Annotated in this window: 12 protein-coding genes; 9 read left to right on the plus strand and 3 right to left on the minus strand. The window is 75.2% G+C overall.

What is annotated here, in order from left to right; all coding sequences use genetic code 11:
• Window positions 1–111: 111 nt before the first annotated feature.
• The gene (locus tag ACFRAR_RS20280) at window positions 112–984 is read left to right on the plus strand and encodes a hypothetical protein (protein ID WP_380699497.1); all 873 of its coding nucleotides are present in this window, start codon (window positions 112–114) and stop codon (window positions 982–984) included.
• Between the two features lie 160 nt (window positions 985–1,144).
• Window positions 1,145–2,038 carry a (2Fe-2S)-binding protein gene (locus tag ACFRAR_RS20285; protein WP_380699498.1) on the plus strand — a complete coding sequence of 298 codons (894 nt, stop codon included), beginning with the start codon at window positions 1,145–1,147 and terminating at the stop codon, window positions 2,036–2,038.
• An 89-nt stretch (window positions 2,039–2,127) separates the two neighbouring features.
• Here the strand turns inward: ACFRAR_RS20285 and ACFRAR_RS20290 are convergent, their stop codons facing one another.
• Window positions 2,128–4,422 (minus strand): SpoIIE family protein phosphatase, encoded by a 2,295-nt coding sequence (locus ACFRAR_RS20290; protein WP_380699499.1) that lies wholly within the window; start codon window positions 4,420–4,422, stop codon window positions 2,128–2,130.
• Between the two features lie 522 nt (window positions 4,423–4,944).
• Window positions 4,945–5,457, minus strand: coding sequence for an ATP-binding protein (locus ACFRAR_RS20295; RefSeq protein ID WP_380699500.1), 513 nt, complete (start codon window positions 5,455–5,457; stop codon window positions 4,945–4,947).
• 495 nt (window positions 5,458–5,952) lie between these two features.
• Here ACFRAR_RS20295 and ACFRAR_RS20300 point away from each other — a divergent pair, with 495 nt between their 5' ends.
• From ACFRAR_RS20300 to ACFRAR_RS20315, 4 genes are all read left to right on the plus strand, one after another.
• The gene (locus ACFRAR_RS20300; protein ID WP_380699501.1) at window positions 5,953–6,663 is read left to right on the plus strand and encodes an urease subunit gamma; all 711 of its coding nucleotides are present in this window, start codon (window positions 5,953–5,955) and stop codon (window positions 6,661–6,663) included.
• A complete protein-coding gene (locus ACFRAR_RS20305) occupies window positions 6,660–8,375 on the plus strand; it encodes an urease subunit alpha (RefSeq protein WP_380699502.1) in 1,716 nt (571 codons plus the stop codon). The genes ACFRAR_RS20300 and ACFRAR_RS20305 overlap by 4 nt, the downstream gene beginning before the upstream one ends.
• Before the next feature lie 67 nt (window positions 8,376–8,442).
• Window positions 8,443–9,489 (plus strand): agmatine/peptidylarginine deiminase, encoded by a 1,047-nt coding sequence (locus ACFRAR_RS20310; protein WP_380699503.1) that lies wholly within the window; start codon window positions 8,443–8,445, stop codon window positions 9,487–9,489.
• Between the two features lie 86 nt (window positions 9,490–9,575).
• Complete coding sequence (locus ACFRAR_RS20315; protein ID WP_380699504.1) at window positions 9,576–10,175, plus strand: TetR/AcrR family transcriptional regulator; 600 nt, start codon at window positions 9,576–9,578, stop codon at window positions 10,173–10,175.
• A 78-nt stretch (window positions 10,176–10,253) separates the two neighbouring features.
• Here ACFRAR_RS20315 and ACFRAR_RS20320 read toward each other — a convergent pair whose 3' ends face one another.
• Window positions 10,254–11,945, minus strand: coding sequence for a protein phosphatase 2C domain-containing protein (locus tag ACFRAR_RS20320; RefSeq protein ID WP_380699505.1), 1,692 nt, complete (start codon window positions 11,943–11,945; stop codon window positions 10,254–10,256).
• Between the two features lie 318 nt (window positions 11,946–12,263).
• Between ACFRAR_RS20320 and ACFRAR_RS20325 the strand changes: the two genes are divergently transcribed.
• The 3 genes from ACFRAR_RS20325 (at window position 12,264) to ACFRAR_RS20335 (ending at window position 14,246) form a co-directional block, all read left to right on the plus strand.
• Window positions 12,264–12,803 (plus strand): hypothetical protein, encoded by a 540-nt coding sequence (locus ACFRAR_RS20325; RefSeq protein WP_380699506.1) that lies wholly within the window; start codon window positions 12,264–12,266, stop codon window positions 12,801–12,803.
• Between the two features lie 106 nt (window positions 12,804–12,909).
• Entirely contained in the window at window positions 12,910–13,575 is a 666-nt protein-coding gene (locus ACFRAR_RS20330) for a DUF3105 domain-containing protein (protein ID WP_380699507.1), read from the plus strand.
• A 38-nt stretch (window positions 13,576–13,613) separates the two neighbouring features.
• The gene (locus ACFRAR_RS20335; protein WP_380699509.1) at window positions 13,614–14,246 is read left to right on the plus strand and encodes a DUF305 domain-containing protein; all 633 of its coding nucleotides are present in this window, start codon (window positions 13,614–13,616) and stop codon (window positions 14,244–14,246) included.
• Window positions 14,247–14,312 lie beyond the last annotated feature (66 nt).

Consider the following 14,312-nt stretch of genomic DNA (forward strand, 5'->3'; position numbering starts at 1 on the left):
GTGCACAAGCTCACCCCCGTGTTGAATTGCCGCCACAGCGCGGGCCTTTCGCCCCGCCGTCGCGATGTGCACGGGTCGTGGCGGCGGGGCCCCAGGGGTGGGTCCGTGCCCATGCCGGATGGCGCACACAAGGAGGTGGCGTTGTCGGAGCACGGATGGAACCCGAGCGGCCCGGACGGGCGGGGGCGGGCGGCACCGGAGGAGCCGGGTGACACCGTGTGGCGGCTACGGTCCCGGGGGTGCTGGCAGGAGGCCGCCGACCTGCTGCGACCGGCCGCCGAACACGACCCGGCCGCCGCCCTCGGACGGGCCGAACTCCTCATCGAGCAGTGCCTGTTCACCGCGGCCCACTGGACCCAGGCGGAGCAGGCACTGCGCCTGGCGGAGGCGCTGACCGCCGGAACCGAGCAGCGCGCGGCCGCCGCCTGCGCCCGCGGCTTCCTCGCGTACGTGGCGAGCGTGCTCGGCCCGCGGGACCGGCTGGACGAGGCGCAGGCCGCGCTCGGCCGCACCTCGGCCCTGCTGCCGCCGGACGCCCCGGGCCGCCCGCTGCTGGACTTCCGGCGCGGGCTGGTCGCCGAGAACCTGCTGCGCGACCGCAGCGCCGCCTGGATCGCCTACCGCCGGGCGCACGACGGCGCCGGCGAGCGCGGGGACGAACTGCTGCGCTCGTACACCTGGCGCCACCTGGCCGCGCTGGCGCTCTCCCGCGGAGACCGCGGCAACGCCCGGGAGGGCTTCGACGCCTCGCTGCGGCTGCGCGAGCAGCTCGGCTTCACGGTCGGGGTGGCACCGGCGCTCGCGGCGCTCGCCGAGGTGTCCGAACCGGCCGAGGCCGCGCGGCTGCGCGCCGAGGCGAGCCGGCTGGTGGCCGCGCTGGGCGGGGTGCCGGTCTGGCTCGCGCGCCAGCTGGGCGCCGCCCGCGCGCCGGGGCCTCCCCCGGACGGGCGCATCGCGAGCGAGAGAGGGGGAGCAATCAGCTAAGGTGAGGCTAACCTGGCCGGGGCGAGCAGTGCCCCGGCCGGGTCAGCCTTGCCGTTGCCGGGCACCGCCATGCCCCGGTCCGGCCGCGTCCGGTACGCCACCGCCACCGGGCACCGCCGGGCGGACCATGGGCGCCCCGCTCGACCCGATGGGGCCGCCCATGACCGCGAGCAGCACCCGGCCCGGCCCCGCGCCGCGCGCCCCCCGCACCACCGGGGCGCGCACCCCCGTCCCCGCTCCCGCCGCCGCCTCCGCCACCCCGGGCGCCCCCTCGTACCACCGGCTGTCCGCGCTCACCCCCGTCCTGACGGTGCGCTGCGCCCCGCCCCGCGACGGCGCAGGCTGGCTGCCCGCCGCCGACCTCGCCACCCGCCCCGAGGCGGTGCGCGAACTGATCGCCCACGACGCCCGACGGGGCCTCGCCCGCTACGGACAGCCGCTGCGCCCGGACGTCGCGGCCGGGTTCGGGCTGCACCGCTTCGTCTGGCCGGTCTCGCTGCTGTTCACGCTGCCATGGCTCCTGGAGCGCCGCGTCCCGCTGCTCGACCTCGACGACGTCTCACTGCGCCGGCGCCCCGACGGGGTCGAACTCACCGTCCGCACGGTGGAGTTCACCTGCCTGCCGGAGGACCCGGCAGCCGGCTCCGGCCAGGCCCGGACGGTGCCGGACGAACCGGCGCTGGCCACCGAACTGCGGTCCGCGCTGGGTGCCTTCCTGGCTCCGGTGCTGACCGCCTTCGGCCCGGAGGCGCGGCGCGGGCCCCGGGTGCTGTGGGCGATGGCCACCGACGCGGTGGTGGAGGGGCTCTGGTTCGCGGGCGGGCTGCTCGGGGAGCGGGAACGGGCGCGCGCCGAACTGTCCGCGCTGCTGGCGCCCGGCACGGACGGCGGGCCGGGCCCCGCCCCCTTCACCCCGGGCGCCGGCTTCGCGCCCCCGGCGGCCGCGGGCGACGACGCGCCCGGCCCGGACCGGTCCCGGGCGAGCTGCTGCCTCGTCTACACGGCGGAACCGGCGGACATGTGCGACGGCTGTCCGCGCCTCGCGCGACGCTGACCCACGCCCGTCCGCCGGCCGCCTGCCCACCTGTCCGTCCGTCCGCCGTCGAGAGGCGGGCGGGCCCGGGGGCCGGCCCGGACGGGGGCTCAGGCCGCCGCCACCCCCGTGCCGCTGAGCTCGAACCACATCCGCTTGCCCGAACCGCGCGGCTCCACGCCCCAGGAATCCGCCAGCGCCTCCACCAGCATCAGCCCGCGCCCGGACGAGGCCTGCTCCCCCGGCGTCCGGCGGGTCGGCCAGAGGTCCGACTCGTCCTCCACCTCGACCCGCAGCCGGGCCCGACCGCCGTCCGCGTCCGGCTCCCGGTAGAGCCGGGCGGTGAACATGGCGTCCCGGTCGGTGTGCCGGATGGCGTTGGTGACCAGCTCGGAGGAGAGCAGCTCGGCGGTGTCGATGAACTCGGCCACGCCCCAGCGGCGCAGCGCGTCGCGCAGCTCGGCCCGGACCTCGGCGACCCGCGCCAGGTCGGCCTGGCCGATCCTGCGGCGCAGCTGCTGGGCGGCCAGGCCGCCGGCCGGCCCGTCCCAGCGCAGGAGCAGCAGCGCTATGTCGTCCTCGCGCTCGTTGGAGTCGGCGGCCTGGGAGGCGATCCGGTCGGCCAGCTCCTCCAGCGGGTCGCGGGCGGCCAGGGCGGCGTCGGGCAGCGGCCGGGCGAGCGCCCGGGTCAGCCGGGCGATGCCCTCGTCCAGGTCCATGCCGCGCGCCTCGACCAGGCCGTCGGTGCAGAGCAGCACCGTCTCGCCCGGGTCCAGGCTGAACCGGGTGACCCGGTACTCCTGGTCCGGGTCGATGCCCAGCGGCAGCCCGCCCGCCACCGGCACCACGGCGGCGGTGCCGTCCGCGCGGCGCACCACCGGGTCGAGGTGGCCGGCCCGGACGGCGTAGACCACCCCGTAGTCCACGTTGACCTCGGCGTAGGTGCAGGTCGCGAAGTGGTCGGTGTCCAGGTCGGCGAGGAAGCGGGAGGCGCGGGCCATCACGGCGGCGGGCGGGTGGCCCTCGGCCGCGTAGGCGCGCAGCGCGATCCGCAGCTGGCCCATGATCCCGGCGGCGTGCACGTCGTGGCCCTGGACGTCGCCGATCACCAGGCCGACGTGCCCGCCGGGCAGCGGCACCACGTCGTACCAGTCGCCGCCGATCTGGAGGCCGGAGCCGGCCGCGAGGTAGCGCACGGAGGTGGTCACGCCGGGGACGGACGGGACGGTGCGCGGCAGCATCACCCGCTGGAGCCCGGCGGCCAGCTCGTGCTCGGCGTCGTGCAGCCGCGCCCGGGCCAGCGACTGGGCGACCAGCCCGCCCAGGGTGGACAGCAGGGTGCGCTCGTCCGCGTCCAGTTCGCGCTCGTCGTCGAAGCTGACCACGCAGACGCCGATCGCCCGGCCGCTGGCCACCAGCGGCAGGTACGCCCAGGAGCCCCGGCCGCCGCGGACGGTCGTCTCCCACACGTCGGGGTAGCCGTCGCGCAGCTCTTCGCGGGTCGAGACGAAGACCGGCGCGCGGTGCCGCAGCGACTCGGCGGCCGGGTGGCCGGGCGGCAGCACGGTGCGGTCCCAGACCGCCAGCGTCTCGGAGCGGTAGCCGGAGGCGCCGAGGATCTGGGTGCGTCCGGCCTCGAAGGAGGCGAGCACCAGGCCGTCCGGCGGCAGTCCGGGCAGCGGCAGCTCGGTGAACACCCGGGCCACGTCACGCACGGTGACGGCCTCGGAGAGGGCGCGCGCCGCCTCCTTGATGAACCGGGAGCGCTCCTCGCGCAGCATGGCCATCCGGTCCGCGTGGTCGCGCTTGTGCAGCTCGACGGTGGCGTCCCAGACGAAGCCGACCATCCGGGAGGCCCGGCCGAAGGCGTCGGCGAGCACCCGGCCGCGGAAGCGCACCGCGCGCATGCCGTTCGCGCCGACCGTGCGGTAGTAGGCACCGCACTGGCCCAGCTCGGCCACCGCGCGCTCGACCCGGCGGCGCACCACGGGCGCGTCCTCGGGGTGCAGCAGGGCCAGGAAGGAGCCGGCCGTGCGGTCGAAGCGGCCGCGTTCCAGGGCGTCCAGGCCGACGATCGCGCAGGCCCGCTGGTCGCCCTCCAGGACGTCGCGGCGGATGTCCCAGTCGAAGGAGCCGATGCCGTTGGCGGCCATCGCGGGCTCCAGCCAGTCCGGCATGGTGTCCGCGGTGTCGGGCGGCAGTCCGCCCGACAGCACCGGCGCGAGCCGGGCGGCGGCGAGGCTGGGGGTCGGCCGGATCGCGGCGCCGCGGCGCGAGGACTGGGCGGGCGGCCGGGCCCGGCCGGTCCCGGCGGTGGTGGGGCCGGCCACCGGCTGGCCGGAGGTGCGCCGTTCCACGGCACCCGGCTGCCCGGCGACGCGCGGCTCCGCCGTTCCGGACCCCACCGCTCCGGGCTCCACACCGCCGGGCTCCACGGTCCCGGGCTCCACGGTTCGCGGCCGCAGGGTTCGCGGTTGCGCCGTGCGCGGCTCGACGGCGGGCGCCGCGCCGGGCGGAAGCGCCGGCCCCGGCGACTCGGGATCAGTGGGCATGCTGCTCCTGCCGCTGCCGTGGCGGACCGGGCCGACCGTCCGGACGGGCCGCGTGGCGGTGATGGGTCGTGCTGGATAGGACGGTGCGCCGGACGGTGACCAGTCGAGGTTCGGTCTCCCCGCTGCTTCCCGCACGTGGACACACATTCCCACCATCCTGGCCAATGTTCGGCCCAGCGGCAATGCCAACGGGCCGGAAATCTTCCGTTCCGCCTTCTGTTCAGGGCTTGCTTCGACAGCGAATCAATCGACTCCGAACCATCGCACGACCCTTCGAACGGCGGCGGCCGCGACCGTGGCCGTGGCCGGACCCGGCCGGGAACAGTCGGAGGCGGTCGGAGGCGGTCGGAGGCGGAACAGGCGGGCCCGCGGGTCTCACGGCATGGCGAGCTCGAACCAGGTGACCTTGCCGTCGCCGCGCAGCTGCACGCCCCAGGAGTCCGCGAGCGCCTCGACCAGCAGCAGGCCCCGCCCCGAGGTCGCGTACTCGGCCTCCGGATCGCGCCGGCGACCGGGCAGTCTGCTGGTGCCGTCGTGCACCTCGATGCGCAGCCGGTGGTCCGAGCCGAGCACCGCGTCGAACACCGCGCCCTTGCCGGTGTGCAGCAGCGCGTTGGTGACCAGCTCGGAGGAGAGCAACTCGGCGGTGTCGGACAGCTCCGGCACCCCCCAGTGGCTCAGCGCCGAGCGCAGCCGCAGTCGGACCGCACCCACCGCGACCAGGTCCGCCGGGTCGACCGTGAGGTGCAGGCGCCGGTGCAGGGCACACCCCGGAGCCGGTGCGCCCGGCAGGGCGGTGCCCGTACTGACCGGCCCCTGGACCGGCCCGGACCGGTAGGCGTCGCCGGAACTCGTCCGCTGCCGCGGGAATCGCGACTGACCGTCCATCAACCCATGCCCCCGCCCTGAAATCCGGGCCCCCGCCTCCGGATCCCCCGCCGGCCGGGTGGCCCCCCTGGTTCTGACCACTCATCCTCATGCCCAGTTGGCGGCGTTTGCAACAGTGTGCGTCCGATCACGTGGGGTGAAAGGGGCACGGGGTGGTCCGCGTGATCCAACTGCCCGCGCCGGACAGGTTTGCGAAGCGCAGAGGCCGTATCCGGGGGCGCCGACACCCGATCCCGCGCACACCCGGCGCCCGTACGGCACGTGCGCCCGACCGCGCGCCCCCGGGCCCGACCCACCGCGCGCCGGGGCCCCCGCTTCCCCTCACCCCCGTCCCCCGCCCCCGCCCGGCAAGCCGAACCCGCGCGGAGCGGCAACGCTGGACAGGGCGGCCCGCTGCGGGTTCAATGGCCCGAGATGTTTGAACGCCGTTCTAACATCGACCCGGGAAGCCCCCGAGGCCCCGACCCCCTCCCCGGCGACCGCGAGCGAGGAACCGTGCGACTGACCCCCACCGAGCGGGACCGGCTGCTGATCTTCACAGCAGCCGAACTGGCCCGCGCCCGCCGCGCCCGGGGCGTGCGCCTCAACATCCCCGAGGCCACCGCCCTGATCGCGGACACCGTCTGCGAGGCCGCCCGCGACGGCCGGCGCCTGGCCGAGGCCATCGAGGCCGGCCGCTCCGTGCTGACCGCCGACGACGTGCTGCCCGGCGTGCCCGACGTGGTCACCGTCGTCCAGGTCGAGGCCGTCTTCGACGACGGCACCCGCCTCGCCGTCGTCAACGACCCGTTCAGGGGCGCCGGCTCACTCGGCGACGAGGCCCCCGGCAGCGCGCTGATCGGCGACGGCGCCGGCTACGACCCGGTCGAGGAGACGCTGCTGCTCCCCGTCCACAACACCTCCGGGGTGCCGATCTCCGTCACCTCGCACTTCCACTTCTTCGAGGCCAACCCGCGCCTGGCCTTCGACCGGGCCGCCGCCTACGGCACCCACCTGGCCGTCCCGGCCGGCTCCTCGGTGCGCTTCGACCCCGGCGCCACCGTCGAGGTCGGCCTGGTGCCGATCGGCGGCGAGCGGGTCGCGATCGGCTTCGCGGGGCTCGTGGACGGCCCCCTGGACGCGCCCGGCGCGAAGGAGGCCGCCCTCGCGAAGGCCCGCGCGACCGGCTACCTGACCGGCTTCGACGACTCCGAGGTGCCCTCGTGACTTCGATCACCCCGCACGACTACATCTCCGTGCACGGCCCGCGCGCCGGGGACCGCATCCGGCTCGGCGACAGTGGACTGATCGTCCGCGTGGAGTCCGACTCCCAGGCACCCGGCGACGAGTTCCTGGCCGGCTTCGGCAAGACCGCCCGCGACGGCCTGCACCTCAAGCCCGCCGCCGTGCGGGACACCTGCGACGTGGTGATCAGCAACGTGCTGGTCATCGACGCCGTCCTGGGCATCCGCAAGACCTCGATCGGGCTGATCGGCGGCCGGATCGCCTCGATCGGGCGGGCCGGCAACCCGGACACCCTGGACGGCGTGGACGTGGTCGTCGGCACCGGCACCACGATCGTCTCCGGCGAGGGCCTGATCGCCACCGCCGGCGCCATCGACACCCACGTCCACCTGCTCTCGCCGCGGATCATGGAGGCCTCGCTGGCCTCCGGCGTCACCACGATCATCGGCCAGGAGTTCGGCCCGGTCTGGGGCGTCGGCGTGAACTCGCCCTGGGCGCTGCGCCACGCCTTCAACGCCTTCGACGCCTGGCCCGTCAACATCGGCTTCCTGGGCCGCGGTTCGTCCTCCGACGAGGCCCCGCTGATCGAGGCGCTGGCCGAGGGCGGCGCGTCCGGCTTCAAGGTGCACGAGGACATGGGCGCGCACACCCGCGCGCTGGACACCGCGCTGCGGGTCGCCGAGGAGTACGACGTCCAGGTCGCCCTGCACACCGACGGCCTGAACGAGTGCCTGTCGGTCGAGGACACCCTGAAGGTCCTCGAAGGCCGGACCATCCACGCCTTCCACATCGAGGGCTGCGGCGGCGGGCACGTCCCGAACGTCCTGAAGATGGCCGGTGTGCCGAACGTCATCGGGTCCTCGACCAACCCGACGCTGCCGTTCGGCCGGGACGCGCTCGGCGAGCACTTCGACATGATCGTCTCCGCGCACGACCTCAAGACCGACCTGCCCGGCGACGCCGCCATGGCCCGCGACCGCATCCGGGCCGGCACGATGGGCGCCGAGGACGTACTGCACGACCTCGGGGTCATCGGCATCACCTCCTCCGACGCCCAGGGCATGGGCCGGGCCGGCGAGACGGTGCGCCGCACCTTCGCCATGGCCGGGAAGATGAAGGCCGAACTCGGCCCCCTCGACGGCGGCTTCGGCACCGTCGAGAGCGGCGACGACAACGAGCGGGTGCTGCGCTACATCGCCAAGCTCACCATCAACCCGGCCATCGCGCACGGCCTCGCCCACGAGGTCGGCTCGATCGAGGTCGGCAAGCTCGCCGACATCGTGCTGTGGCGCCCGGACCACTTCGGCGCCAAGCCGCAGCTGATCCTCAAGTCCGGGTTCCCCGCGTACGGCGTGGTCGGCGACCCGAACGCCTCCACCGACCGCTGCGAACCGCTCGTGCTGGGGCCGCAGTTCGGCGCCCACGGCGCGACCGCCGCCGACATCTCGGTGGCCTTCGTCGCCCAGGCCGCCGCCGACGGCGCCTACCTCGACCGCCCCGCCGACGGACTGCCCACCCGCCGCCGCCGGGTCGGCGTGCGGGGCACCCGCGGCATCGGGCCGCGCGACATGGTGCGCAACGCCCGCGTCGGCCGCGTCGAGGTCACCGAGACCGGGCTGGTCTCCCTGGACGGCTCGCCGCTGCGCTCCGAGCCGGCCGACAGCGTCTCGCTCAGCCGCCTCTACTTCCTCTGACCGCCTGGGACCCGACCCGCTTGGAACCCCGACCCGCTTGGGACCCCGACCCGCTTAGGACTTCGCCATGACCACCCCCACCCCCGCCGCCCTGGGCTACCGGATGCCCGCCGAATGGCACCCGCACGACCGCACCTGGATGGCCTTCCCCACCGCCAACCCCACCTTCGACGGCCCCGAGCAGCTGCACGCCGCCCGGCAGGCCTGGGCCGCCGTCGCCGACACCGTCGTCCGGTACGAGCCGGTGACGCTGATCGTCAACACCGGTGAGACGGCGGACGCCCGCCGGTACGTCTCCGAGAAGGTCGAGATCGTCGAGCGCCCGCTGAACGACGCGTGGATGCGCGACATCGGCCCGTCCTTCCTGATCGACGGCAAGGGCTCGCTGGCCGCCACCGACTGGATCTTCAACGGCTGGGGCGCGCAGTCCTGGGCCCGCTGGGACAAGGACCAGCACATCGCCGAGCACATCAGCGAACTGACGGAGGTCCAGCGCTTCGCCTCCCGGCTGATCAACGAGGGCGGCGGCATCCACGTCGACGGCGAGGGCACGGTGCTGGTCACCGAGACCGTCCAGCTCGGCGAGGGCCGCAACGCGGACTGGACCAAGGAGCAGGTCGAGGCCGAGCTGCACGCCTTCCTCGGCACCACCAAGGCGATCTGGCTGCCGCGCGGACTCACCCGCGACTACGACGAGTTCGGCACCCGCGGGCACATCGACATCGTCGCCTCCTTCGTCCGCCCCGGCGTCGTGGTCGCCCACGTCCAGCCCGACCCCTCGCACCCGGACCACGAGGTCTGCCGCGACCTCGTCGCCCTCCTGCGCGCCTCCACCGACGCCCAGGGCCGGCCGCTGGAGGTCATCGAGGTGCCCGCCCCCACCGCCGTACTGGACGAGGACGGCGAGCCGGTCGACTACTCCTACATCAACCACTACGTGGCCAACGGCACGGTCGTCCTCTGCGCCTTCGACGACCCTCGCGACCAGGAGGCCGCCGACATCCTCGCCCGGGCCTACCCGGGCCGCACCGTCGAACTCGTCGACGCCCGCGAGATCTTCGCCAACGGGGGCGGCATCCACTGCATCACCCAGCAGCAGCCCAAGGCGCTCTGACCGCCGGAACCGGCCCCACCCGGGCGGGCGCCCCCCGCGCCCGCCCGGGTAGCCTTCCGAGCGCCGCCCACCGAGGAGATCCGCAGATGGCCGACCCCCGCCCGCGCCGGCCCGCGCGCCCCCGCGAGGAGGTCTTCGCCACCGCCCGGGCCGCGATCGCCGAACACGGGCTCGCCAAGCTCACCATGGCCGGGCTCGGCAAGCAGCTCCAGATGAGCGCCGGACACCTGCTCTACTACTTCGGCAGCAAGGACCAGCTGCTGCTGGAGACGCTCCGCTGGAGCGAGGACCAGCTCGGCGCCCGCCGCCGCGAGGCCCTCACCGACCACGCCCACGACCCCTGGCAGCGGCTCGACGCCTACCTGCGCCTCTACCTGCCGGAAGGGGCGGGCGACCCGCGCTGGATCCTCTGGGTCGAGGTGTGGGGCCGCTCCCCCGCGAGCGACGAGATCCGCCGGGGCCAGCAGGAGATCGAGGCGCCCTGGCAGACCGACCTGGTCGCCCTCATCGAGGAGGGCACCGCCGCCGGGCACTTCACCCCGGGCCCCGCCGCCGACCGGGCGCTGCAGATCCGCGCCCTGCTCGACGGCCTCTCCGTCCCCATCGCCATCGGCCTCCCCGACGCCCACCGCCCCGCCGCCCTCACCCAGGCCACCGCCGTCACGAACATCCTGCTGCGCACCTGAGCCACCTCGCGCGCGAGAAGTCGGCCGGGCCGACTTCCCACGCGGCAGGCGGGGGCGGGAGCCGTTCCCCGGGGCGGGTCACTCGGTCCAGATCGCGGCGGCGGTGCGGTCGTCGGCGTAGCCCTTGGCGCGGACCTGGACCTGGCGGAGGAAGTCGACGGTGCCCGGGGGGTGGGGATGGGTCCAGTGGGTGGAGAGGAAGTGGGCGACGGCCGGCTCGTCGGCGACGGGGCGGGCCAGACCCGGGGTGCAGAGGAGGAGTATGTCGCCCGGGGTCGCGGGGACGAGCCGGAAGCGGAACGGGCGCGGGCCGGGGGCCGGGGTGTCGGGGACCGGCGGCTGACCGTCCGGGTGGTGCAGCAGGCGCGCCGCGTAGGCGTCGATCCAGTGACCGGAGCGCAACAGGTAGAGCCCGCCCGGGCCGACGCCGAAGGCCGCGCGGTAACCGGCCTCCGGATCCAACGACACCAGCAGGCAGTGCAGCGACGCCGGGGACGGGGTGCCGTCCCCCTCCTCCCGGGGCAGCAGGGCGCGCAGCGGGGCGACCGCGCCGGTGGCCAGGCGCTGGAGACCGTAGCGGAGCCGGTCGCGGGCGCCGTCGCGCAGGTCGGCGGCCAGGCCGGCCCGGCTGCGCCCGATCGCGGCGGCGAGCTGGTGGCAGGCCTCCCCGGTGGCCGCCGCGACCGCCTCCGGGGAAGCCGTCCCGTCCTCGGCGTCGCCGGTGCGGTCCAGGCCGCCGAGGACGGCGAGCAGCAGGCCGTCGGCACCCTCGCCGAACCGGGTGACCAGCAGGGCGTCGCGGCGCGGCTCGCCCCGGTAGCGGGCGGAATCGCCCCGGACGGAGGCGGCGCGCAGCACGGACGCCCCGTACTGCGCGCCCTCCAGCACGGTGTCGGGGACGAGCGCGCGCAGGGCGCCCGGGTCCGCTTCCGGTACGGCCGTCGGCTCGGACCCGTACGTCGGGGGGCGTTCACCGACGTGCGGGACGGCCGCGCCGCCGTCGGCGAGCGGGGCGCGGATGGCCAGCCGGGGATCGGGGACGGCCGCCGCGGTCGGGGGTGACGGCTCCGGGTCGGGTTCCGGGGTATGGACGGGCTCGGGCTCGGAGGTGACGGCGGCGGGGGCGGTGGGGGGGGGGGCGGGGGCCTCGGGTTCCGAGGGTGCCTCAGGTTCCTTCTCGGCCTCGGGCGCCTCGACTACCTCGACGGCCTCGGGTTCCTCGGGTTCCTCGGGAGCCTCGGGCTCCTCCACGACGACGGCTGCGGGCTCGGGAGCCGGTGCCGGTTCGGCCTTCTCCAGCGAGACCTGTACGGCCTCCGGCTCCGGTGCGGGTCCGGGTGCGACCGCCGGCGCCGGCGCCGACTCCGACGCCACCCCCTTCGGTGCGTCGGCGGCGACGGCGGGGGCCGGGAACCGATCGGTCTCCGAGGAGGTCCGCTGCCGTCCGATCCCCGGCGCTCCGCCGATCACGCCGACCGCGGTGTCGAACCAGTCGTCGATGCTGTCCCGGGTGTCCGGACCGGGGTGCGGACCGTCCGGCTTCCCAGGAGCCTCCTCCACCGCCGGCTCCGGTTCCGGTTCCGGCTCCGGCTCCGCCGACCGCTGCTGCCCGATGAGCCCGACCGCCGTGTCGAACCAGTCGTCCACACTGCCGTCCCCCGCGTCGGCGTGCGGGGTGTCCGGGAGGGTGCCCGCCGGACCGTCGTAGACGGCGTCCCACCAACCGTCGTCCGGCCGGTGCGGCTGCGCGGGTGCACCCTGCTTGCTCATCTGGCGGCTCCTGGTCGTTCCGTGGTCGCGCCGCCCCCGGGCGGGCCGGGCTGGACGACATTGTTCTCCACCTGCGACGACCGTGTCCGGGTTTCGACGACAACCGGTCACCCACCGGAAAGTCCCGGCCACCACCCTCACCAGCCGCTTCGCCGGCCCCGTCGCGGGTGCGTCACCCGTTCGTCCGCTTCCGTTCCGTCCGGGCTTGCCGGATGTGTCCGGAGCAGGGCGTTTCCTGGCCATCCGGGCGTGCGGACCGCGGAAAATGGGGGCCGATGGGGGGCATCGCATCACTCGTTCGGCTGATTAAATGTGCGCATGACCGCGTCGGCCCCCAGCTCACCCCGACCGGGGAGGGCCGCATCCGCGGGCCGCCCGGCAGCCGGGCTGTTGGTCCTGCTGCTCGTCACCCTGCTGACGCTGCTGCCGTGCGCGGGCCCGGCGAAGGCCGCGGACGGCCCCGGCCATCCGGCGCCGGCGCAGGCCGCGGTGAGCGCCGTCACCGTCGTCAGCGTGGTCAGCGTCCAGGTCGCCACCGGGCAGACCACCCGCCCCGGCCGCGCCGCGAAGGTCACCAAGTCCACGGGGCCCGCGGAGCACCACCGGACGGCCGAGGAACAGGGGCACTGGATCCTCTGCACCGCCGACGGCCAGCCACCGCGCAACAACGGCTGCTCCAGCCACCCGTACTGCCCGCAGGACGCCCAGCTGCCGAACCCGCCGCCGCAGCCGCAGCCCGCCGTGTCACCGCTCACCCCGGCCGCGCCCGAGGCGCCGCACCGGGTGGCGCCCACCGGTCTGCTGGACGGCTCGCACCCGGTACCCGACCTCCACGAACTCCAAGTCCACCGGTCCTGAGCCGGGCCCGCCGTCGGCACCTCACCTCCGCCGACGGTTCCGCCCCTCCGCTCACTCCACCTGACCGCCGCCACCGACCGGTGCGGCGGGGACAAGGACGACCATCATGGGTTCCGCTTCCAAGCAGTCCAACAAGCCCGGCGGCAAGCAGCAGCCCGCCGACCGTCGCGCCCGGATCGCCGAGCTGCGCGCCGCCGAGCAGCGCCGCGACCGCCGCAACAAGATCATCGCCTCGGTGGCGGCCGGTGTGCTGGTGATCGGCGCGATCGCCACCGGCACCTGGATCGTCATGGACCAGAACCAGAAGAAGAAGGACAAGGAGGCCGCCGCCAACGCGGACATCCCGGGCGTGAGGACCTTCGGCGAACTGAGCCGGACCCACGTCAAGGAGAAGGTCACCTACCCGATGACCCCGCCGGTCGGCGGCGACCACAACGCGATCTGGGCGGACTGCATGGCCCACGTCTACGACCAGCCGCTGGAGAACGAGCGCGCCGTCCACTCGCTGGAGCACGGCGCGGTCTGGGTGACGTACAACGGCAAGGCCACCCCGGACGACATCAAGCTCCTCTCCGACAAGGTCAAGAAGACCCCGTACTCGATGATGAGCCCGTACCCGGACGAGCAGGGCACCATCACCCTGAACGCCTGGAGCACCCAGCTGACCGTGGACAGCGCCAGCGACCCGCGGGTGGAGGAGTTCTTCACCAAGTACGTCCAGGGCAAGCAGACCCAGGAGCCCGGCGCCTCCTGCACCATGGGGCAGATGTGACCGGCGCCGACGCGGGCGGCACCGCCCGCCGCCGGCGCATGTGGTGGCCGGCCGCGCTGGCCGCCGCCGTGGCGCTGGCGCTCGGGGTGCCGGCCCTGGTGGCGAGCGGGACCTCGGCGTCCGGCTCCTCCACGCTGTCCGTCCCGGCGGACGACTCGCCCGAGGCCGGATTCGCCCGCGACATGGCGACCCACCACCAGCAGGCGGTGGACCTGTCGTTCGTCGTCCGGGACCGCACCTCCGACGAGCCGACCCGCACCCTGGCCTTCGACATCATCAACACCCAGGCCAACCAGCGCGGGATGATGATGGGCTGGCTGGACCAGTGGGGGCTGTCCCAGCACGCGTCCGCCGCGCCGATGGCGTGGATGAAGATGGGCCACGAGTACCAGGCCCACGACGGTTCGCTGATGCCCGGCATGGCCACCAACACCCAGATCGCGAAGCTGCGCACGCTCAGCGGGCGGGACGCCGAGGTGTACTACCTCCAGCTGATGATCGAGCACCACAAGGGCGGCGTCGAGATGGCCCAGGGCTACGTCGACATGGCCAGGAACGACACGGAGAAGCGACTCGCGCAGTCGATGGTGGTCGCCCAGAGCTCCGAACTGGAGCTGATGACCGACATGCTCAAGGAACGCGGCGCCGCTCCCGGCGTGCCCGCCTCCTGAGCGGTCTCCCGCACGCCCCGCACGTTCCCCGGACGGCCGGGGCGCCGGCGGGGACGGTCCCGCACC

This window comes from Kitasatospora sp. NPDC056651 (assembly GCF_042792155.1).
GTDB lineage: Bacteria > Actinomycetota > Actinomycetes > Streptomycetales > Streptomycetaceae > Kitasatospora.